The following is a 19,657-nucleotide window of genomic DNA, read 5'->3' as shown; positions in this document are numbered from 1 at the left end:
GATGCCATCCATCGGGGCGATTCACACCAACGGCGAGCGTCGTCTCCTGCGTGGTCGGTGATACGGCCGCCGTGGCGATCTGCTGGATTCGCGAGGAGGAGCGCTCGACCTCTTTTCCGGGCCAGGGGCTCAGTTTCGAGGTTGAGGGCTGCATGGCAGGATCGATTTTCATGAGTTCTGGCTGGGCGCCGCACCGGAGCGCGTCCAAAAGGCAGGGACCCGGGTCGGCCGGGCCGCCCTCCCGCGGCGCCAACCAGTCGGCCCGGGGTTTCGCGTCGTAGATTCAATCGTTGATGTGGTCGCGGGCGGCGATCAGGTCATCACGGGACAGCACGGTGCCCGATGGCCACTTGGTCATGGCCAGGCCCAGCAGCCCGGGCAGGATGTGAGTGTCAAGAGTGCTAGGGGCGGCAGCGTTAATGTCGTCCAGCAGCAGGTTGAGCAGGCCGGCCAGCGCGTGGGGTCCGCTGCCTCGATATCCCCAGTTGATGCCGTTCCCGGGGTATCGGGGGGCGAGGTAGAGCCGGCCGTCTGCGGTGCGGATCCACACGGTGGCATCCTGCAGGATGACCTGGGCGAGGGGTGCGGTGGCCGGCAGTCGCTGCGGGACCGCAGCGTAAAGGACGCCCTTCTCGTCGGTGATGGCGGGCAGGCCGGTCGCGGGGTCTTGGTGGGTGTGCTGGATACTGCTACGGCCGACGGCGGCATGGGCGGCCGTTCGCGAGCTGGGGGTGAGGGTGGCTGCCCATTCCCCCGCCGCGGTGCCGGCCCGAGGCGTGACCTCGGTGAAGGCGGAGAACGGGAAGTACTCACCGCCATCCCATTCATCGGCGATGCGCACACCATCCTCAGCCAGGGTGTCGGTACGGGCCAGAATCCGATTCCACCCGTCACGCAAGATCGTCTCGGGGACGTCGTGGTCAGGGTGAGTGGGAATCTGCGGTTTGGCCGCCAGAGTGATGGCGGCGCGGTGCTCGGGCCAGGTGTGCTCCTCCAGCATGGTGAGGGCAGAGCGGGCGCTCTCGTCGGCTTGGGCCTGAATGCGGCCGACCATGTGGTGCATGGCCAGAGCGATGCTGGAGTCGGCCGGCTCATCATGGGCCAGCGCCAGCAGCGGCATGACGTCGGTGCCGGGGATCGGCTTGATGAGGGTGGGCTCTATCCCGGGACGCCAGCGGAGCATATCGGCGGGGCTGCGCAGAGCCGGGGGCCACCACGGGGCGGGCCCGCCGATCGCACGCGCCAGCTCGGGCCAGTCGAGGCCATAGCGTCGGTCGGGGGCGATGCGGTCGACGGCCGCCAACTCGGGCCCGGCCGCGTCCCAGGTGTCCAGCACGAGCACGGCGATATCGGCACGCGGCACGGCTTGGGCCAGGTGCTGGAGATCCGGGTCGACGCTATCGCCGACGGGATAAGCCACACAGACGCTGCCCAGGGCGGTGTCCCACCACAGCAATACGTAGCCGTCGATGACCTCGGCCTGCTTGTAGCCCGCGGGATAGCCAGCGTCGACGGGCCGATACAGCGTGGGAGCGCGCGCAGCAAGCCGACGACCTTCACCGGCAGCCCATCGCCAGATGGCGTCGGGCTCGAAGTACTCGCGGCGGCCTTCCCTGCGAGCGGGTGAAGGGAAGGCGGGACGCTTGCGGTACAGCCAGACACGAAGGTAGGAGACGCCGAGAAGCTGAGCGATCTGGGACGTACCGAGGAGATCCATGCTTCTACGCTGAATGCTCGCTCACCGTTTCGTAAGAGGACAAGGCTTACGCAACCGTGAGAGTTGCCTGGCAGGAGAGATCCAACCCTGAGGGGCCAAAGTCACGCTGGACCGCAGTGACTCGCATTCCGCGAGCAGCTCGGCGGGAGTTTCTACCCGGCCTCACTGGGCGAGTAGACGGGGAGTTCATCGCCACGGCGCAACTCAACCAGGGCTGAAATCCAGCGCTTCGGTTCTGACCCACCTGCCCGTGACCGCCAAGGGGCGGGAGAGCTACAGCTGCCGCCGTACAGCAGGGTCTCAATGCCGAGCTCCAGATCGCTCGTGGCCAGCGCCGTCTCGATGGTTCCGGGGGCGAGCTCGTCGGCCAGGGCGAGGGTCGCGGTGGTCTCGGCCTGCAGTTCGGCGACCAGGGCGGCGTAGCGCTCGACCTGGTTGCGCTGGGCCGGGGTGAGGTCTTCCGCCGCCCAGCGCTGGCCCTGCTCGGCAAACAACGCGTTGTCTTCGGCGCTCTAGGTGAAGACCCGCTTCACCCAGGCGAGGGTGGCGCCATTGAGGGCATGAGGCGCAGAGCGGCCCTTCTCCAGCGTGGCCCGGTGCTCGCGGGCAACGGTCCCGCCTTCCTTCACGTGCACGGGCAGCGTGACCAGCATGCTGAGCGGCTGCCAGGTGGGTTCCTCCTGCATCATGATCCATCATCCAATTCGATCCAATTAACGCGATTTGGAATGCGCCCACCTTAGATGCGCAATACTATCGATTTAAACTCAGCCAAAGGGAGTATTTAATCGCATATTTAATGCGATATCCAGCCTGGTCAGACCTTAAACTGTTAAAAGCGGGCACGGGAGCCGAAATGCGCATTAAGATAATTTTTATTCTCTTTACGGTCATCCTTGCCGTATCAAGTCCAGCCTTGGCAGAAAATCCGAACGCCGAGAGCATTTTTCGAAAATTCACCCCCAATGGCGTTATTGATGGCTTGTGGTCGTCGAATGGACAGCTTCTCCCCAGCCACATAGATGTACCGGGCACCGATGGCTGCGAGGGCCATACGCGCTCCTGGAACCGAAAGGACCATGTCGGGCTTGATTTGACATGGTATGACTGCAGTCCGCAGCAGATCCGCATGCTCTTCACTCAGGTAGAGCTCCGAAGGAGTCAGACGCCCGACGAGGTGAAGACGCTGAGCGTTCTAAGAGGGAATGCCGACTTCGTCCTTCCTCGATCGGTCGATGATCCATCGGTACGTGTCTGGGCTCAAGGCGACCTCTTCATCAAGATCCGTATCTACTGCGGTCCGCTGGCGAGCGTGGAGTGCGCTTCTCTGTCGGCTCCCGTGGCTCGGAGGTTAGCGAGCGCGTTGCCAGACGCCCCACGGGATTCTAATTTGTGGAACCTCTTTCCCCCGTTCGTCGGAATTTTCAGCGGTCTGATCCTTTTCTGGTTGCTGGTGGTCGTCGTTAAGCGCCTGCACACCCATATAACCCTGGAACGCTTTGACCTTCCCGCTGGGCGGATCCACCCGGTCGACGAGATCTCCCGTGAGATGCGCCGGACGAGGCGCCGTCGCTGGTGGGGCTGGCTTCTCTCCATCTACGGGGCCCTGTGTGGAGTGAGTGTGATCAATCAGATCGTTCACGGGGCATCAGTTTGGGTCGGCGTTATCCTCGCCGTGCTCACGCTGCCGATGGGCCTCCTCCTACTGCGCACACGCCAGCACCGGTATCTGAAAAGAGCCCAAAGAACGATATACCGTCCAAAGTTCAAGGACCTCCTCTGGCTACTGCTCGTACTAATCCTTGGGATATTCGCCGTCGCGATCCCAGCGCTCGTCCTCGTCGGTTGGTTTCTCATCGGATTGATCGACTCGGGGGACTCCTTCGGTTATGTTTTCGGGTTCGTACTCATCGCGGGCATCACGGTCGGCGGTTTCATCGATCGGGGGGCCATACGCTTGCGTGCTCGGGGTGCTCGGGAGGCCATGAGGCGTGACGAACGGCCGTACTTCCTCTACCTTCGCAATTTCGGGGACGACATCCAGAAAATCCCCGCCAGCAGGTTCAACCGCCGGAGCCTGTGGCAGAAGATCTTTGGACCATTGAGCTTCATGCAGAGGACGCGGTTCGAGGAGATTTTCACCAGGGAGCTGAGGCGGTATGGGCCGATTATCGCTGTCGGGCCGCCCGACACGAATCTCCGCGGGCTGTTCTCTGTACTGGCCCCTCAGCTCGGCGCGTCCCGAGCTCGGCTGCCCCACGACACATGGGACAGGCAGGTGCGCAGCTGGGCAGTGAACGCCGGAGCCGTCGTGGTGTCGGCCACCCCGCAGCAAATCAACTCCAGCTTCGCGTGGGAGCTCAAGATGCTCGCCCAAGATCTTCCTCACCAGAGGGTTGTTCTCATCTGCGGCCCCGGCGACAAACGGGCGCTGCACCGGACATTCGGCACGTTCATGAGTGAGGTCGGACGGTATGAGCTGTTTCGCGATCTCACCACGGGCTGGCTCACCGACGGGGTGCTCGTCCTCGTTCATGTTCCCTCCCCTAGCGGCGGCACCTGGCATGGATGGGGCGCAGAGCAGCGGACAGCCTGGACCTACACGGCGGCCGTCAACGCGGCAATGGAGTTCGCCCATTTGAATTGGGCTCGTCAAGAGACCACTATGCATCTTTCCAGCGGCCCGGCCCAAGAATGAGGAGCCCGTGCTGTGGGTCCCGGCTACCGAGACGGTCCGGCGTGCACTCGAACTCTGCCGCAGCCGACGCAGAGCGCGCGGGGCCCGCGCGACACCTCGATCCTGCTGATTGCCCTGATGCAGGGTTAAGGAACAGCGGAACAGTTATTGGCGGTGAGAAAGATCTTATTTCTCGTTGTGGTGAGCTGATCGAATGCGAAAGAGTCAGACGGTCAGAGCCCGCCGAAGCGAGGGTGCGGCCCCGACGCCCTGCACAGTCTTCCGTGACCTGCGACGCAGCGGCTTACCAACGATGACTGTCTCGCTGGTCCTCAACCCCGTTGTCATGGGGGAGATCGCGGCGCTCACTCGGCGAGCCGAGGGGACATTGCGTTGGATGCGACACATGTGCAAGATCGAGCCGCTCTTCAACAGTCACGGTCGGCTCTTCGCTTGGAAGTCAGAGCTCGTCGCTTGGCTGGATCAGGAGCAGGCCAACGACGTTGCCACCCGCTTCAGTCCCTGACCCCAGGGACCGCACTATCGGCACCGACCATGCCGAAATCGCCAGGGCCGGCCGGTCGTCGGCCAAACCACCTGAGCGAGGGGCCGGACCGTGGTGCCATACGACTTCTGGTGCCTCCGCCCGGGAACTTTTCTGACTGAAACGGCTGATAACCCGCACCGCCTCCTTCACTGTTGATCTCGTGGCCAACCGAGACGAACCAACCCCCATCCCACCAGGCAAGGGCCCCGCGAAAGCCGTCCCCGGCCAAGGACTGCGGCTCGCCCGGATCGGGCCGGTTCTCGCCCTCGCCCTGACGGGATCGGTCCTGCTTAGCGCCGGTCTGTTCGCCGGCGCCCTATGGATCCTCGACTTCCCCGTGCTCACCCCAGTCGGACAAAAAGGCATCTCGCTACCCCGCCTGTTAGACCTGCTCAAGCTCTCCTTCGCCGTAGTCGCCGGCGTAGGTGGCGTCATCGCCCTAGTCGTCGCCTACCGCAAGCAGAAGGTCACCGAAGCCGCCGAACAACGCCAGCAAGCCGCCGAGGTCCGTGCCGACGAGGCCCACCAGCGTGAGGCGACCAAGCTGTTCAACGAACGCTTCGCCACCGCCGCCAACCACCTTGGCCATGACTCCCCAGCAGTGCGCCTCGCCGGGGCACATGCCCTCGCCGGCCTGGCCGACGACGCTCCCACCCAGGAGCTCCGCCAAACCATGATCGACGTCTTGTGCGCCTACCTGCGCATGCCGTACATCCCCGACCCCGGCGACAACGGCGACCCAGCCGAACGTTTGGCCTTCGCCAGCCTGCGCGAGGTCCGCAACACCATCATCCGCGTCGTCACCACCCACCTGCGCAAGGAGGCCGCCACATCCTGGCAAGGCCACACCTTCGACTTCACTGGAGTCGTCTTCGACAGCGGTGACTTCAGCGGCGCGGTGTTCTCCAGCGGCACGGTCTACTTCAGCGGCGCGGTGTTCTCCGACGGCGCGGTCTACTTCAGCGGCACCGTGTTCTCCGGCGGCACGGTCTACTTCGACGATGCGAAGTTCTCTGGCGGCACGGTCTATTTCGACGAGGCGAAGTTCTCTGGCGGTGCGGTCACCTTCGACGAGGCGAAGTTCTCTGGCGGTGCGGTCTGCTTTGACAAGGCGAAGTTCTCTGGCGGCAAGGTCGGCTTCAGCCGTGCGAAGTTCACCGGTGGCATGGTCACCTTCGACGACGCGAAGTTCACCGGCAGCCCGGTCGGTTTCAACGATGCGAAGTTCGCCGGTAGCGGGGTCGCCTTCGACCATGCAGAGTTCTCCGGCGGGAAGATCGACTTCCGCGAGACGGGGTTCTCCGGCGGAGAGATCAGCTTTGACAGCGCAAAGTTCTCTGGCAGCACGATCTACTTCGACTACGTGAAGTTCTCCCGCAGCAAGATCGACTTTGCTGTGGCAGAGTTCTCTGGCAGCACGGTCTGCTTCGACGGCGCGCGGTTTTCCGGCGGCACGATCTACTTCGACGAGGCGAAGTTCTCCGGCGGCACGGTCGACTTCCGCAAGGTACGCATTTGGTCGCATCCGCCGACGCTGCCGAGCCCAGTGCCAACCTGTGTACTGCTTCCCGATCAGCTCGGTACCGCAACGCTGGAAAAAAGCACAGAGGAGGCGGCTGAGTAAGGTCCGCCTGCGGCCCGGCGCACCTGCTGATCAACCGCCCACTTCAGTTGCGGAAAAGGAGTTTGCACAGGTTGGAGTGCCACAGAATGACGGGCCACGCCGACGCGCTCGATCGCTTCCGCTAACACGGCGCCGATCTACGGGCTGCCGCCCACGCCGACCCCGGCCGCGCGCAAACCCCGCTGACCCGCGTCGGAACGGTGGGCGGCGGTAACCCCGCCCATGTCGGCCCATAACGCCACTGACCGTCCCATTGTCGATCAAGCCCCGGTGCCGAGCGCGCGCGGCCATGATTGAGAACGAAGGGTAAAGATCGCCGCGCCCTTTTGCCGCCCAGTACGGCACACTTGGCCGAATGACAGATAGGCAGAATCCACGGCCCCGCCCAGAACCTGAGACGACGGTTGCCGGGAATGGGGATTTCCGCGAAGGCGCCCAAGTCCTGAAAAACGTCAGCCTTCCTGAAGGGTTCGTTCCGCCATCGGCGTCCATTTCGCCACCGGCCGCTCCTACCCCAGCCGAGTCAGGAACAAGTCCGACAGCGGAGAGTAATAACTAAATGATCCCCGGCGACGTCGGGATCGGCCTGCTGCTTCTGGCTCTGGTCCCTGGCTGGCTCTATCTTCGCCTGCGTGAACGACTTCGGCCACGCTCCGGCGCGACAGGGCTGAACGAACTCATCGAGATCCTTGCCGTCGGCCTCGTGACCACCGGCGTCGCCGCCTTTCTCCTACTCATCGCCGTTCCGCACAGTTGGCTGCCGTTCCTGGTCGATGTACAGGCCTGGGCCAAGAGCGGCACTGGATACCTGCGCCAGAACGTCCATCTCGCCGCTAACAGCATCGCATCGATCTTGCTGGTTGCTTCGTCGATCGCCTGCGGCCTTTACCTACTCAACCGGCGACGTGTGCCAGCGGAATTTGAGCCCCAGGGAGGTGTCTGGGTTCATTCCCTCGGTGCACGTCCTCGCGGAACCGTCCCCTGGGTAGGCCTCCGGCTGAACGATGGCACGCTCCTGGAAGGGGTGCTCCACAGCTACACCTTGACTGAGAGCGCGCTGGAAGCGCGGGACATCGCCCTTCAAGCCCCGATTATGATGACCGACTCCAGCCAAGTACGGCATCCCCTCGCCCTCGATCGCTTCATCGTGTCCGGGAAAGAGATCGCTCACATCAGCATCGTCCACACTAAGGGCGAAGTCGGCCGCAGGACCCCCGGTTCACTAACCAAGTTGTTCAGGTCCTTGCGGAGCAAAGCAGTCCAGCAGGTGACATCAGCGTTGAGACGCTCGCCCAGGCCGACCGCTACCCCTGACCCACCACAGCTCTCAGCCCCTGCCTCGGCCCCAAGTGCTTCTGCAGCTCACACATCACGGGACCCCGAAGCCACCGTGGTCCCGTGATGCGAAAACGCCCAGCTACGAGCGAATCCAGTCGCTGTGATCCGTTCTAACGAGATGAGACACGTCTGCTTATGCTCGTTCGACGCCCTCAGGCCAGATGATTATGACCTCTCTGCCGAGTCGGCGCGCATGTGCCACAGCATCGGCCGTACCGCCCAAACCTCGCGCAGGCTTGCCATCCCAGATCGCCACCAGAACCTCACAGTGCTCGACAACGAAGAGTCCGGCCGCGTCGTAGGCGGCCTCTCCCGGTTCGTCGTAGTCGAGCGTCGTGACGGTCTGCGCGTCGGCCAGGAACCGGTGGTACGCCTGTCGGGCAGTTCCTTCGAAGGTGGTCTCGTAGCCCTGACATGGCACGACGGCGCGTAGCGTGCCATCGCTTTGAAGCAGTACCTCGACAAAGAGCTGGTCAGCTCCCTCTGCGAGGCTGCTCACACCGATCAATGGCAGGGGCTGATCAGCCAGGAGGGCGCGGATCTTCTGCTCGGCATGGATACGCGCCTTTTCCGGAAGTCGCTGATGACCGCTTACTCCGACGATCGTCATATCTGCCCCGCTTCCGCCATCGCCCAGTAGTGCTGGCCGAGCCGTGTCAGACGACATCCCAAGGACTGCATGGCGGCGTAGTACATATGTACATGGCCAACCGGCTCAACGAGCTTGACTGCCCGGCATTTCTGTAGCTCAGAGAAGATCTTCTCGTGCTCAGGGTGAGGAGGAACGGCGTCCGGTTCATAGCTCGGATCCAGGGCGAACTCGTGGTCGACCGTCGGGAACCATGTCGGCAGCTGACGCAGTGTCGATAGCGATACGGCTGGTTCGCACATGCGTACGTCATGGAGCCGGTCGATGTTCGCCTTGAACGTCGGGCGCTGATCCCAAGCTCCGAAAGATTCAGACAGGTAGGAGAACAGACCCGCCACGGTGATGTGGCCAAGCACGTCGGCGGCCCCTCCTTCCAGGCCTCCCTCGAGGTAGGTCGAGAACTGGCCACGCCCGGCAGGTGTCTCCATCGATACCTGATCGCTGCGACTAGCCGTCAGGACCGACAAGCCGTTGGGAAGTAGTGCGTCGTCGCCGAGAAGAGGGATGGCGCCGGCGCCTCCGGAAAAGCAGCAGTCCAGGATGATGATTACCTCCTGAACTTTGGATGCCTTGATCTTCTCCAGCACCTCGCTGAAGCGGACTCCGACGGTTGACCCAGTACCGTCCGAGGTCACCAGCGTGACTTCGCTGCCGGTGCGACTGCCATGCCCGGCGAAGTAGAACAGTGCGAAGTCGGCCCCAGGAGCTAGCAGCCTGTCGATGTGCTGCAGCAACATTTCCCGCGTCAGCGCCGTGGCCGGTTCCTCAGCCGCGACCATGAGACAGTGCAGGTTAGGGGAGTTGTCCTCGTTACGTGCCAGCAGTGGCAGCAGGGCGCGCACGTCGTTTGCGCAGCCCTTGAGTCCGTTCATGTTTGCGTAGTAGTCGATGCCGACCAGGAGTGCGCGCTTCACGATTTAGAGATCGTCAATGAAGTCAGCGACGTTCTGCCAGGTCCAGACCTTACAAGGAGCGGGCCCCATGACGGGGGGCTTGATCCGGTAATCTCCCATCCAGATACCGATGAGCGGCTTGCCCTCATCGAGGGCGCACTGGATCTCCCAGAGCTGCCCCTCGGCCTTCGGCGTGCTGTTGCTGATGAGCGCGATGACACCGTCTGAGCGACGCACCCGCGTGAGGACCCTGGTCTTCCACTCCGACTCGTACTGCTCCTTGACCGACATGTCGATGAACTCGAAGGGGGTCTTGGCATTCACTCGCTGGCCGGTGAACATGTTCCGGCTGACCTCGTCCTCCATAGCGAAGGCGATGAAGATGGTCTTTCCTGCCACGCGAACCCCTCTTTCGGGCGGCCACAAGGACATTCCTCGCGGCACTGGCCTGGATCGCTCCAAGCCTGTGGACACAGTAGGGGCAAGCACCGACATTTGTGATCAACCCCATAGCGGGACCACAGGTCTTCGGTGGTCCCGTGTCCTGCCGGCCAGAGAGATCAGTCGATGACATGCGGCGCCGGGACGTCCTCAGTCCAGGGAACATCATGGCGGGTGTAGTCGGGGTCGTGCTTGGGCTGGGGGTTCTGGACGCGGAGGCGGCCCTAGTGGTCGTCGTCGTGGCCGGGATCTTCCAGGCAGCGCACGGTATGCACCGCGCCGGTCACGGACTCTCCGGTTAGTGCCCGACGGTCAAGTGGCGTAGGACCAAGAGGGCTTCGCCTTTCGCCGTTCAACGGATAGGCCTGCCCGGTTTGCCGGACACCCGGCGGTGCTGCTGCTCTGTGACCGCGGCCGGGCGCTCGCCGTACTTGTAGGAGTCGACCGGCGGGAGCTGGGCGACCACGTCGGGCAGATCGGTGACGTTGTGCTGGGCGCACCAGCCCCGTACCCAGCGCAGCACCGCGCCTCGCCGAAGCCGCCATTCGTCCATGAACTGCGATAGCACGTCCTCGCAGAAGGCCTCACGCAGTTCCGAGGAGGGCTCTTGTCCCAGGGCGTCGGCCAAGATCGCTGAGGCCGCCGCGCTGGTTCCTCCGCCGTTGTAGCCCCACCCCATCTCTCCTACGCGGTAGGCCATCTCGCCGGTCGGCTCCAGGCGCCGCAGCACGATCACCTTCAGGCGCTCGGTCGGACCGTACTCCGCCAGCTCGGCCTCGATCCAGCTCTCGCCCGTCCCCCGATCCCACACACCGTGGTACGTGCGATCTTCGTCGTATGCCCACTTGGTCAACGAACTGACCTCCTTGCGATCGCAGATTGGCCATCCGAGGCTACGACGCCAACCCCGATCGCGGGCCCAAAACAGGCCATCCGTCCTTCGCACGCACGCGCGCGAAGGAGTGTCAGAAAAGTCGGAAAACCCTCCGGGCCTTGCTCTTAACCGGGCGGATCAGCCGGCCCAAAGGACCTTGACCACGGCGACCCGCCGTTGATCCTCCAAGATCAGGAAGAAGGCCAGGCCACGCTTGTGGTCACCGAACGCGGCCGAGCGCAACGGCCCGTCGGGATTGATCGCGGACGCGGACGGAAACCCCCACGGAGCGGTCTCCAACGCGGCGCGCAGCTCCAGGTAAAACGGCAGCGCCTCGACAGGCAGCGCCTCAAGCTGGGCCAGGACATCGGGATCGTGCTCGACCCGATACACCTACCGCTACTCGCCGGCGGCGATCCGGGCGCGCAGCCGCGCCTCGGCGACATCCCACGAGACCGTCGCGAGATCCTGGCCGCGCTCAGCGCGCCCTGCGATGCCCGCGGCGATCTCCGTCACCCGCTGATATTCCCCCCGGGCGCACAGCACAGCGATCGGCCACCAGCGTTCAACGAAGTCCAGGGCCGGAGCCAGATCAAGTTCCTCGGTCGCCTGGGCCATCGCCGCCCGGTACTCCCGGTCAAACGCCTCAACGTGCTGCGGCGCGAGTGCGGCGCGGATGGCTTTGGGCGTGCGCTCGGGAACCGGGGTCGGGGCAGGGCCGTACGGCTGAGCGGTCACCAGGTCTCTCCTTCGTATCCTGCTACCAGCCTAAGCCGCGACAGGCGCACCGTCTCGCACGTACGCGTATAGGGGCGTCCCGAAAGTCCCGAAACCCTGTTAATCCCTTACCCTTCATCGTGAATCTCCGCCTCTACCTGGCCGGACTGGATCGCGGGGAGCACCCCGCAGACATGCAGCCTTCCCCGACATCGGTGAAACGGTTGCAGGCGTGCGATCAGGAGGTGATGCTCACGATGAAGCCAGAGGGGCGGGCTCACCTGCGCCGAAGCTGAGTCGCCCCGCCGAGACGATCACCGCAGAGAGGCCATCGTGAGCCGCAAGCAGCCTCGCCGTCCTGCCCGCACCGCCCGCCGCGCCTCCCGCACCCACCCCAATCCCTCCGCCGGCGTGGGGCTGTGGACGCGCCTGGACCACGACGTACTGGGCATGCCCGCCCCGGCGGTCTACATCCCCGCCCAAGCACTTGCCCCCTCCACCGCAGCCGACTGGGGATTCCAATCGATGCTGCATCGCGACGCCGACGCGCCGATCCCGTTCGCCCACGCCCGCGATCGGCACATGGCCGCTGACCTCGCCAGCGACACCGAGATGATCCTGCTCTCGCTTCCCGCCGAGGCGTTCGCCACCACCGCGCCTCTGGTGAGCGCCGTACCCGAACCGCTGAGCAGCGGTCGCTTCGCGACCAGTCATCCGACGGCGTGGACGACGGCCGCCTACGCTGCCCAGTCACTCCTCCTGCTCATCGGCCCGGACGAGCGCCCGGCCCTGCCTGCGGGCTCGGACTTGGCCGATCTGTGGCTCTTCCACTCCGCGATCGCCGTCGTCCCATTGGTTGCCCCCCAACCGGGATGATCGCGCGGTGCCGGCGCTGCCGGCGAGGACTGATCGGCTACCGGCGAGAAGGCCACGTTCTCATGGGTAATGCGACATGGCGGCGGGTGCCTGGTCGTTGTGGTGGCCCTCGGGCCGTCGACGATTCCGGCGGTCAAGACCGTGGCCGAGCGCAGCGAGGACGCGGCCTTGAGGGCCGGGGAGCGACGGCCATACTCGGGCCTCCAACGACCAGGCACCCGGCGTGGTGGACGGCACCCTGACGGATCGGGGCCGAAGCGCAGCAGAGCGCGCTGAGCCCTCGGACGCGGTCACTATTCATCGCCGCGCGGAAATTTCCGCCTGAGGGTGCGGGTCGCCTCGATGAAATCACCGAGGGTGCCGTTCATCTTGGACAGCGTGTGTGCGGCGTCTTTCAGTTCGTACACCAGGTCCGCATCCAACATCCGGCGGCGCTGCACGCTGTAGGCCTCGGTGAGCTCGTCGACCAGACTGCGCATCAGCCTGGCGGCGTCCTGGTCGCTGTGTTCCAGACGGGCGAGCGCGTCGAGCACCTTGGCGTCGTGCTCTTGCAGCCCTTCGGCGACGAGCCGGCGCAAGCCCGCCGGGGTGACTTCTCGTAATCGTTCGAGCGCCTGGTAGGGGTCAGCCTCGCGTTGGGCCTTCCAGCGCAGCAGGAGTTCGACGGGGACTCGTTCGGGGTGTTCATCGGCGTGATCGTGGTGGGCGGTGCACAGCAGCAGGAGGTTGGCGAAATCGCGGCGCTGGTCATCGCTCATGGTCGGGTCGTAGCGGGGACCACCACGTTCAGCGGCACGGATGTGGGCGATCTCGACGGTGATGCGCCACACCTGCTCCACACGCCGCAGGACGGGTTCTGGGCAGCCTGGCCAGTAGCACAGGCCGCCACTGAACTGAATGAGGGCCGCTCGGGTAGCTCTGCTGTAGTCGCGAGGCCCGGACATCATGGCTCCTTTTCTCCAGGGGAGGACACCGGGAGTGCCTTGCTGGCCCCTGAGGGTGGGTGGGCTCAGTCCTCGCCTTCACCTGGGTCGCGTTTGCCGCCGGTGCGGCGGGCGGCCAGCTCATCGCCTGCGGCCTCCAGCCGGTCCACGCGAGTGCGGGTCTCGGCCAGGTCCTCGTGAAGCTGGGCGACGCCTGCGCTCTCCAGCCGGTCTACGCGAGTGCGGGTCTCGGCCAGATGTTCTTGAAGTTGGTCGACAGCTTCGCGGGCAGGGCGCGGGTCAGGGTGAATATTGACCACGGTGTGGGGCCGGCGGCCGATCCCGGCCAACGCCGGTAGCGACAACCCCACCCAGTACAGGAGCGCTACCCCGGCGGCCAGCCACCGGCCGTCGGGCGGGCTGCCCGCGTACACCATGGCCGTGACGGCGATGCCGTACAGGATCCAGCCGAGCTGCGCGATGCGGGAGCGGAAGAACACGCAAAGGGCCCACACGATCAGTCCGGACAGCATCACGGCCGTCCCGATCTCATCAGCGCCGGTGGGCAGGGCTTTGGCGTGGGCGCTGAGGTAGGCCTGAACCGGCTGGGTGATCACCTCGGTCAGCCGTGACTGCAGGACCACGACCACGCCTTGGCTCAGGGAACTGAGCACCGCGTTCACGATGGTGATCAACATCCAGCCGACCAAGAACACGGCGCTGATTCCGGTGGCGATGACGGCCACCAGTCCGCCGATCAGCGTGGTCCGGGCGCGGGGAGAGTCTGGCCCGAATCGATCGTCTGCCCATTGCTCCAGCTCTTCAAAGCGGGTGGCGAACCAGTCGAGTACTCCAACCATCATGGCGGCGCTCTCCTTGGCGGACCTGAGCGGATGGGGGAGGTCTCATGATGACCGTCGCCTGGCCGCTACGACATCCACTCCGAAGCGATGGTGCGCAGACTGTCCGGTTATGGACACGCCATCACGGGACTGCGCACAGTGAGCTGCGCAACGCTCGGCCAGCCTTCTTCTCGGGCTTCTGGTGCTGCCCGCGATGCTGATCTCACCCCATTGTCAACACCGGTGGATCGAATGTCGCTCAGCTGGCCGATCCCCAGCAACGCTGTGAGCAGCGGAAATCAGGGGCAGCGACCGTGAGCAGCGCTAAGCACAGAAATATGATCGTATCCCGGGCCAAGAGACCGCGAGGATCTGCTGATCTTCCGAAGGAAAGGCCCGTGCCGTGCCTCACAACCGTGCGATCTGGTTGGCGATCATCCTGCTTGCCGCTGTCATCATCGGCCTTGCGGGGGGCGTGTTGTCATGGCTCGGTGGGGCCACTCCTGCCGGGGCCATCCTCTTCGGGGCCGGAGGCCTCGCCGCTACCGTGTTGCTCGCCATCACAATCGTCAACTTCATGGCTGATCCAAGCCAGTGAATGAGTGAATGCCCGGCGACCCTGTACCGGGGTCGGCGCCTGGTCAGAGGTCCAGCTCGCTGGTCCCGATCTGGACATGGCCCGATGCGCCGTTTGGGGAATGCGTGCTGGGCCGTCTGAGCAGACTGGCTGGTCATGGACCTCAACGAAGAGCTGCCGGTGCTGGTCGTGAGCGAGGGCATCACCTACACCGACGATGAACGGCTTCTCATCGACGGCGCTGCTGTCGCGCCGGGCCGCTACCGGCTGCAGTTGGCCGACGATGGTCAGGGGATGCCGGTGTGACCGACAAGAATCACGCTGACCCGAGCAGACGGCTATCGGCCGTATCCCCGGCCTTGAGACGGCCCGTTGTGGCCAATGACCGGCGGCCGATACGGCTCGGCGGCCGGGCTGCGGCGCATCACCGGTGTGGGTGTCGGCCGGTCGCTCGAGGTGGTGGCTGCGGCGTGGCGCTGAATGTGTTCGGCGCGGGCGTCGTGCTCGGCCTGGCGCTGGTCCGGCGGCAGGTCATCGCAGCGCTGGCTTTCGTCCATCGCGGCGCCGAGCTCGCGGCGCAGAAGGATGTAGCGGCTGCGGGCCTGGGCGGCCGCGCGGTCGGCGTCATCGACGTCGACCGCACGGGCGGCGCGCAGCATCTGCCCCCAGTCGCCGTTCAGGTGCGCGTGCTGGGCGCGTATCTGCGGCCAGGCCGACCGGGGCGGAGCCTGGAGGCCGGCAGCCGCGGCGGCCGCCTGTTCGGCGGCGTCCTGAAGGGCCGGGCCTTGGCGGCGAAGGCGCTCGTTGCGGGCATCGACCTGCTCCACGCGGATGCGCACCTCCACCAGTTCCCTGCGCAGTCGCGTGCGCTCGTCCCGGTCGCCGGGCCACCAGCTTTTCAGCGCACCCAGCCGGGCCTCGATGCGCCGGGCCCGGTGGCGCAGGGCGGTGGTCGTGGCCCGGCCGTTGGTGAGGGCCTGCATGGCCTCCTGCAGGCGGGCGGCGCTGCTCTCGGCGGTCTCGACGGCCTGGATCCGGGCGAGCTGTTCGGCGAGCTCGGCCCGGCGGGCCCGGACCGCGTGCTCGCCCGGCCCGCCGCCATGCTCGGCCAGCCGGCGCATCCACTGGTCGGCATCGGCGGCGCTCGCGGCCCCCGTGGTGGTACGGCCTGCCAGATCGGCCAGGCGCTGCGCCAGCTCGGCATCGCTCAGCAGCGCGATCCCGTCCCGGGAACGCACCAGACTCAGCAAGGCAGCCGAGGGGCTGAGGGCACGCGCGGCCTGCGCGCAGGCCGTCGCCGGAAGGTGGGCGGGCCGGTCGACGGACCTCGCCGGCTGGCCCTGCCGGTGGGCGATCGGTTCAGGTTCAGCCGTGATGAGCCGATCGGCACGGTCGCCTTGCAGGGTTGCGGCATAGGCGTCCAGAGCGCGCTGCAGTTCCTCGGTGGGGTTGCGCGGTTCGCCGTGGCGGGCGCGGTCGGCGTCGGACTCCAGCACGTTGCGCGGCAGATACAGGTGAGCGCTGAGCCGATCGCGGGTCATCGCCGCATACAGGGTGTGCGGGTCCAGGCCCATCCCGTAGACCAGCGCGTGCTCGCTGCTCAGGCCTTGGGCGGCCGCCACCGTCATCGCGGTGCCGTGGCTCAGGCCGCCGGCACTGATGTAGGCCGGGCTCACCCGCTCCTCAACCAGGACCGGGCCATCGGCGCCGGGCCGTCGCCACTGCACCACCACCGAGCGGTCGGCGTTGATCGCAACCACGGCGCCCCGGTAGCCGTTGAGCACGTCCGCGCGCTTTCCTCTGCTCTTGCGCGAGCGGTAGTCGTTCTTTCTCAGCCGGACATGGTCACCGACCGCCAACGCCAGGGTGCGGCCGCCGGGCAACCGGTAGAGCTCATCGGGACCGGCCAGCTCCCCGTTTTGTCGGCGGATCGCGCGGGCGGCCGTGTTGATTCGTTCGGTGTCGGCGTTGGATCCGGCGAGCACCAGGACGGCGGCGAGCTCGTCGTGCACCTGGCCGTAGCTGGTGCGAACGCTGCTCCAATCGGCCAGCAGCGCGGCCTGGGTGTCGGTGGCATCGCGCCCGGCGTGAATTCGTCCGCCCTGGCTGAAGGTGTGCAGCGCCTCGCCGCGCTCGCCTTCGCGCCACAGCTGCAGGGCGCGGCGCTCGATCGGGTCGCGCTGACGCCGGTTCTCCTCGAGAACGAGGCCGCCCGTCTGGCGGTGGATCGCGGCGAAGGTGCCGCCGACGCCGACCGCGCGCAGCTGCAGCGGGTCGCCGATCGCGACGACCTTCGTGCCGGTGCGCTGGGCCTCGCTCAGCAGTGCGGCCAGGTCGCGGTCGTCGACCATCGCGGCCTCATCGATGACCAGGACGTCGACGCCGTCCAGGCCGGGGCGTTCGGGGTCGGCGATGTGCATCAACCAGGCGGCGATGGTGCGCGCGCCGATGCCGGACTCGGCGCTCAGGTTCGCGGCCGCCACCGCGGCGGTCGCGGCGCCGGCGACCACCAGGCCGCGGCTTTCCCACGCCGAGCGGGCGGCCGCCATGATGGTCGTCTTGCCCGCCCCGGCCACGCCGATCAGCGCGTCCACCCCGTGCCCGGCGCACAAAAAACGCTGCAGAACCTGGCGCTGGGAGAGCGAGAAGGTGAAGGCGTAGCCGACTTCGAAGGCCCCGATCGCCAGCTCGGCCACATCTGTGTCGAGTACGGCGACGCCCTCGTCGTAGCGCGCGCGGGTGATGTGCAAGGTCTGCTGTTCGGCGTCGATGATGTCGGCGGAGGTGTAGCGGGCGGAGTTGACCAGGTGCGAGGCCCCGGCATCCGGCAGCCGTACCGCGGGGCCGAACTCCAGGACCTCATCGGTCAGCGTCTCAGCCTCAGCCAGGTCGGTCACCCCGTCGGGGCAGGCGTCGATGACGGCGGCCAGCACATCGGCGCGGCTGACCATCTTGGTGTGGGAGGTCAACCCGGCGCCTTCCCGCCAGATCCACGCCGCGATCTCTTCGGCGCCGGGGCGCTGCGGCAGGCCCTCGCCGGGGTGCAGGCACGCGGCCAGCTCGGCGGCGGCGTCGATGCCGTCGGCCGCGCATTGGGCGTGCCAGTTCGCCACGAGCGAGTCTGCGCCCGCCGTTGAGCTCTGTTTCGGCTGGCGGCTGGTGGCGCTGGCGACCCGCCGGGCATGCTGGTGGGTGGCGTCGTAGTCCATGCCATGGTCGGCCAGCATCGCCTTCACCTGGCCGTCGCGCTTGGAAAACCGGGTGCGCATCGCCTCGCCGATACCGGCGATCTCCCATGCCGCGGTGACCGGATCGCGCTCCCACCTCACCCCGAGATCCTCGGTCAGCCGGCGCCGGACGCGGGCCTTGACCAAGGCGTCGGCGGCGTGCGCGTGCCGGTGCAGGTCGCGCCCGCCGGCGGCCACGGCCGACCACTTGCCGTCGGTGCCGTGCACCATGTTGGCGATCTGCACGTGCGCGTGCAGATGCGGATCGGGCGCTTGGCCGTCGACCGGGCGGGCGGTGCGGTGCCACATCACCCAGCCCAGCAGGCCGCTGCTGTCGGTGCGTTTGGCGAGCCGGCCGCGGCCCTGGCGGCCGCGCTGGCCGTAGGCGACCCAGCCCTCCACCGCGGCGACGGTCTCGATGACCGACTCGGCGAACACCTTCTCCACTACCGCCGCCACCGCGGGGGCCGACAGGCCGTGCAGCGCGCTGACGGATTTGGTCATGTCCATGGTGAGGTCGTAGCCGCGGTTGCCGACTCGTACCCGAGCCTTTCGCCAGCGCCGTGCCTCGGCGAGCTGCTCGCCTTCGTACACGTTGCTCAGGTCGAGGGCGGCCGCGCGGGCGAGCTTGCGCGCGTCCTCATACGACACGAGGTAGGCCTCGCCCTTGCGCTGCACGCCGCGGGCCAGCTGCGCCGCGCGCTCGGCCATCTTGGTGTTGCCGCCCAGCAGCGCGCCGACGTTCGTCATCTCGCGCATCGCCACGGTCTGCTCCAGGGCCTGCAGCAGCGGTGCGCCGCCGAGCATGGCGCGCGGGTCGACGGCCTTCTTCGCCTCCACCAACACCACACCGGACTCCGGGTGGCGGCCGTCCATGAGGGCTCGCGCGGCCTCATACTGCTCGGCGGTCAACGCGCTGCCCGGGGTGATGCCGACATTGCGCAGGCCTTCGCCGATCCACATCAGGCCGCGCTCATCGGTCAGCCGGTAGGCCATCTGCGCGTCGCCCTGGTGCTCGCCGAGGTGCTCGTGCCGGCACCCGGCGCCCTCGGTGAGGCGGTAGTCGACCTGCGAGATGGAGGGGCCCAGCTTGGTCACCCACGCCACGCCGACCACCTCCTTGCGTCCGCCCAGCTCAGCGCCGGTCTTTCGGCCGAAGGCCGCCCGTATCGGGAGATACCTTTGTCCGCGATCGTGATTTGTGATCTTTGACTCTGTGGGGATGAGTCTGACAAATGGTTTTTATGGTGTCCATGGGTTGACCTGGACAATCCGTTTTAATCTTCATGTGGTGCTGGATGGTGTCGCTTCGGTGTTGTCATTTTTTCTTGTCAAGTTGAGCGAGTCGGCTGTCGGCTCCCGCCTTCATCGCGTCGCCGGCGACGGGGTGCGCGCGTCGCGCACCGGGGCCGGCCCCGCCACCGGTCGGTGTCGGCGGAAGGCGTGTGGTTCTGCGGGGCCGGGGTGTCTCTGGCAGGGTGGTGCGCCGTGAGCACCGACGAACAGCAGCTGCCAGTTCCGGCCTCGCGGCGCCGCGGCGGCCTGGCCGCGACCCGGGGCGGGCACCAGGAGAGTGAGCGGTCGTTTTTCTGCCGGGTGTGTCAACGCGCCGAGCGCGGGGTGTGGGTGCCGGCCGGCTGGTATCTCCTCGAGCGCGCGCCGGGCGGCAAGGGCCGCCACATCCGGCTCGGGTTGTACTGCAGCGTCGCCTGCCTGGTGCGGGCGGGGGAAATGC

The 19,657-nt window shown here is 66.4% G+C and carries 20 protein-coding genes; 8 read left to right on the top strand and 12 right to left on the bottom strand.

The annotated features are described in order from the left end of the window. Positions 1 to 283 precede the first annotated feature (283 nt). The 3 genes from CHC08_RS43350 to CHC08_RS50255 form a co-directional block, all read right to left on the bottom strand. Positions 284 to 1,717, bottom strand: a complete 1,434-nt coding sequence (locus tag CHC08_RS43350) for a hypothetical protein (RefSeq protein ID WP_089213218.1) — start codon at positions 1,715 to 1,717, stop codon at positions 284 to 286. 152 nt (positions 1,718 to 1,869) lie between these two features. Continuing rightward, positions 1,870 to 2,211: a hypothetical protein gene (locus CHC08_RS43345; protein ID WP_089213217.1), complete on the bottom strand. Its 342-nt coding sequence runs from the start codon at positions 2,209 to 2,211 to the stop codon at positions 1,870 to 1,872. A gap of 18 nt (positions 2,212 to 2,229) precedes the next feature. Then, positions 2,230 to 2,406 (bottom strand): hypothetical protein, encoded by a 177-nt coding sequence (locus CHC08_RS50255; protein WP_179282553.1) that lies wholly within the window; start codon positions 2,404 to 2,406, stop codon positions 2,230 to 2,232. A gap of 167 nt (positions 2,407 to 2,573) precedes the next feature. On the opposite strand from CHC08_RS50255, the gene CHC08_RS43340 reads away from it, so the two are divergent. The 3 genes from CHC08_RS43340 (at position 2,574) to CHC08_RS43325 (ending at position 7,967) form a co-directional block, all read left to right on the top strand. Then, complete coding sequence (locus CHC08_RS43340) at positions 2,574 to 4,415, top strand: hypothetical protein (RefSeq protein ID WP_143653611.1); 1,842 nt, start codon at positions 2,574 to 2,576, stop codon at positions 4,413 to 4,415. Between the two features lie 686 nt (positions 4,416 to 5,101). Beyond that, positions 5,102 to 6,565, top strand: a complete 1,464-nt coding sequence (locus CHC08_RS43330; RefSeq protein ID WP_089213214.1) for a pentapeptide repeat-containing protein — start codon at positions 5,102 to 5,104, stop codon at positions 6,563 to 6,565. Positions 6,566 to 7,124: 559 nt separating this feature from the next. Then, positions 7,125 to 7,967, top strand: a complete 843-nt coding sequence (locus tag CHC08_RS43325) for a DUF6338 family protein (protein ID WP_089213213.1) — start codon at positions 7,125 to 7,127, stop codon at positions 7,965 to 7,967. 69 nt (positions 7,968 to 8,036) lie between these two features. Here CHC08_RS43325 and CHC08_RS43320 read toward each other — a convergent pair whose 3' ends face one another. The 3 genes from CHC08_RS43320 to CHC08_RS43310 are packed head-to-tail and all read right to left on the bottom strand — an operon-like array spanning position 8,037 to position 9,844. Further along, entirely contained in the window at positions 8,037 to 8,513 is a 477-nt protein-coding gene (locus tag CHC08_RS43320) for a hypothetical protein (protein ID WP_089213212.1), read from the bottom strand. After that, positions 8,510 to 9,466, bottom strand: coding sequence for a caspase family protein (locus CHC08_RS43315; protein WP_218825770.1), 957 nt, complete (start codon positions 9,464 to 9,466; stop codon positions 8,510 to 8,512). Before CHC08_RS43315 ends, CHC08_RS43320 begins: the two co-directional genes overlap by 4 nt. 3 nt (positions 9,467 to 9,469) lie before the next feature. Continuing rightward, on the bottom strand, positions 9,470 to 9,844 hold the full coding sequence (locus CHC08_RS43310; RefSeq protein WP_089213210.1) for a TIR domain-containing protein: 375 nt from the start codon (positions 9,842 to 9,844) through the stop codon (positions 9,470 to 9,472). A gap of 209 nt (positions 9,845 to 10,053) precedes the next feature. Here CHC08_RS43310 and CHC08_RS52660 point away from each other — a divergent pair, with 209 nt between their 5' ends. Continuing rightward, a complete protein-coding gene (locus CHC08_RS52660) occupies positions 10,054 to 10,188 on the top strand; it encodes a hypothetical protein (RefSeq protein WP_275937249.1) in 135 nt (44 codons plus the stop codon). A gap of 50 nt (positions 10,189 to 10,238) precedes the next feature. On the opposite strand, the gene CHC08_RS43305 is transcribed toward CHC08_RS52660, so the two are convergent. The 3 genes from CHC08_RS43305 to CHC08_RS43295 all read right to left on the bottom strand — a co-directional run bounded on the left by CHC08_RS43305 (position 10,239) and on the right by CHC08_RS43295 (position 11,498). Further along, positions 10,239 to 10,739: a DUF6166 domain-containing protein gene (locus tag CHC08_RS43305; RefSeq protein WP_089213209.1), complete on the bottom strand. Its 501-nt coding sequence runs from the start codon at positions 10,737 to 10,739 to the stop codon at positions 10,239 to 10,241. Between the two features lie 159 nt (positions 10,740 to 10,898). Beyond that, positions 10,899 to 11,153 carry a hypothetical protein gene (locus CHC08_RS43300; protein WP_089213208.1) on the bottom strand — a complete coding sequence of 85 codons (255 nt, stop codon included), beginning with the start codon at positions 11,151 to 11,153 and terminating at the stop codon, positions 10,899 to 10,901. A gap of 6 nt (positions 11,154 to 11,159) precedes the next feature. Next, positions 11,160 to 11,498, bottom strand: a complete 339-nt coding sequence (locus CHC08_RS43295) for a DUF6247 family protein (protein WP_089213207.1) — start codon at positions 11,496 to 11,498, stop codon at positions 11,160 to 11,162. Between the two features lie 312 nt (positions 11,499 to 11,810). Between CHC08_RS43295 and CHC08_RS43290 the strand changes: the two genes are divergently transcribed. Next, positions 11,811 to 12,353, top strand: coding sequence for a hypothetical protein (locus tag CHC08_RS43290; RefSeq protein WP_089213206.1), 543 nt, complete (start codon positions 11,811 to 11,813; stop codon positions 12,351 to 12,353). A gap of 293 nt (positions 12,354 to 12,646) precedes the next feature. Here the strand turns inward: CHC08_RS43290 and CHC08_RS43285 are convergent, their stop codons facing one another. Continuing rightward, positions 12,647 to 13,192 carry a hypothetical protein gene (locus CHC08_RS43285; RefSeq protein ID WP_143653610.1) on the bottom strand — a complete coding sequence of 182 codons (546 nt, stop codon included), beginning with the start codon at positions 13,190 to 13,192 and terminating at the stop codon, positions 12,647 to 12,649. A 170-nt stretch (positions 13,193 to 13,362) separates the two neighbouring features. Beyond that, positions 13,363 to 14,139: a hypothetical protein gene (locus tag CHC08_RS43280; protein WP_089213204.1), complete on the bottom strand. Its 777-nt coding sequence runs from the start codon at positions 14,137 to 14,139 to the stop codon at positions 13,363 to 13,365. 382 nt (positions 14,140 to 14,521) lie between these two features. Between CHC08_RS43280 and CHC08_RS43275 the strand changes: the two genes are divergently transcribed. Next, the gene (locus tag CHC08_RS43275) at positions 14,522 to 14,716 is read left to right on the top strand and encodes a hypothetical protein (RefSeq protein WP_089213203.1); all 195 of its coding nucleotides are present in this window, start codon (positions 14,522 to 14,524) and stop codon (positions 14,714 to 14,716) included. A gap of 135 nt (positions 14,717 to 14,851) precedes the next feature. Continuing rightward, positions 14,852 to 15,001, top strand: a complete 150-nt coding sequence (locus CHC08_RS50250; protein ID WP_179282551.1) for a hypothetical protein — start codon at positions 14,852 to 14,854, stop codon at positions 14,999 to 15,001. 32 nt (positions 15,002 to 15,033) lie between these two features. Here CHC08_RS50250 and mobF read toward each other — a convergent pair whose 3' ends face one another. Further along, positions 15,034 to 19,029 (bottom strand): MobF family relaxase, encoded by a 3,996-nt coding sequence (gene mobF, locus CHC08_RS43270; protein ID WP_143653609.1) that lies wholly within the window; start codon positions 19,027 to 19,029, stop codon positions 15,034 to 15,036. A 381-nt stretch (positions 19,030 to 19,410) separates the two neighbouring features. Between mobF and CHC08_RS43265 the strand changes: the two genes are divergently transcribed. Further along, on the top strand, positions 19,411 to 19,657 hold a 247-nt coding region (locus CHC08_RS43265; RefSeq protein ID WP_143653608.1), incomplete at its 3' end, for a hypothetical protein.

The sequence above is a fragment of the Streptosporangium subroseum genome (genome assembly GCF_900188345.1).
GTDB classification, from domain to species: Bacteria; Actinomycetota; Actinomycetes; order Streptosporangiales; family Streptosporangiaceae; genus Streptosporangium; species Streptosporangium subroseum.
The sequence above is the reverse complement of the archived record's forward strand: the minus strand, read 5'-3'. Positions and strand labels throughout refer to the sequence as shown.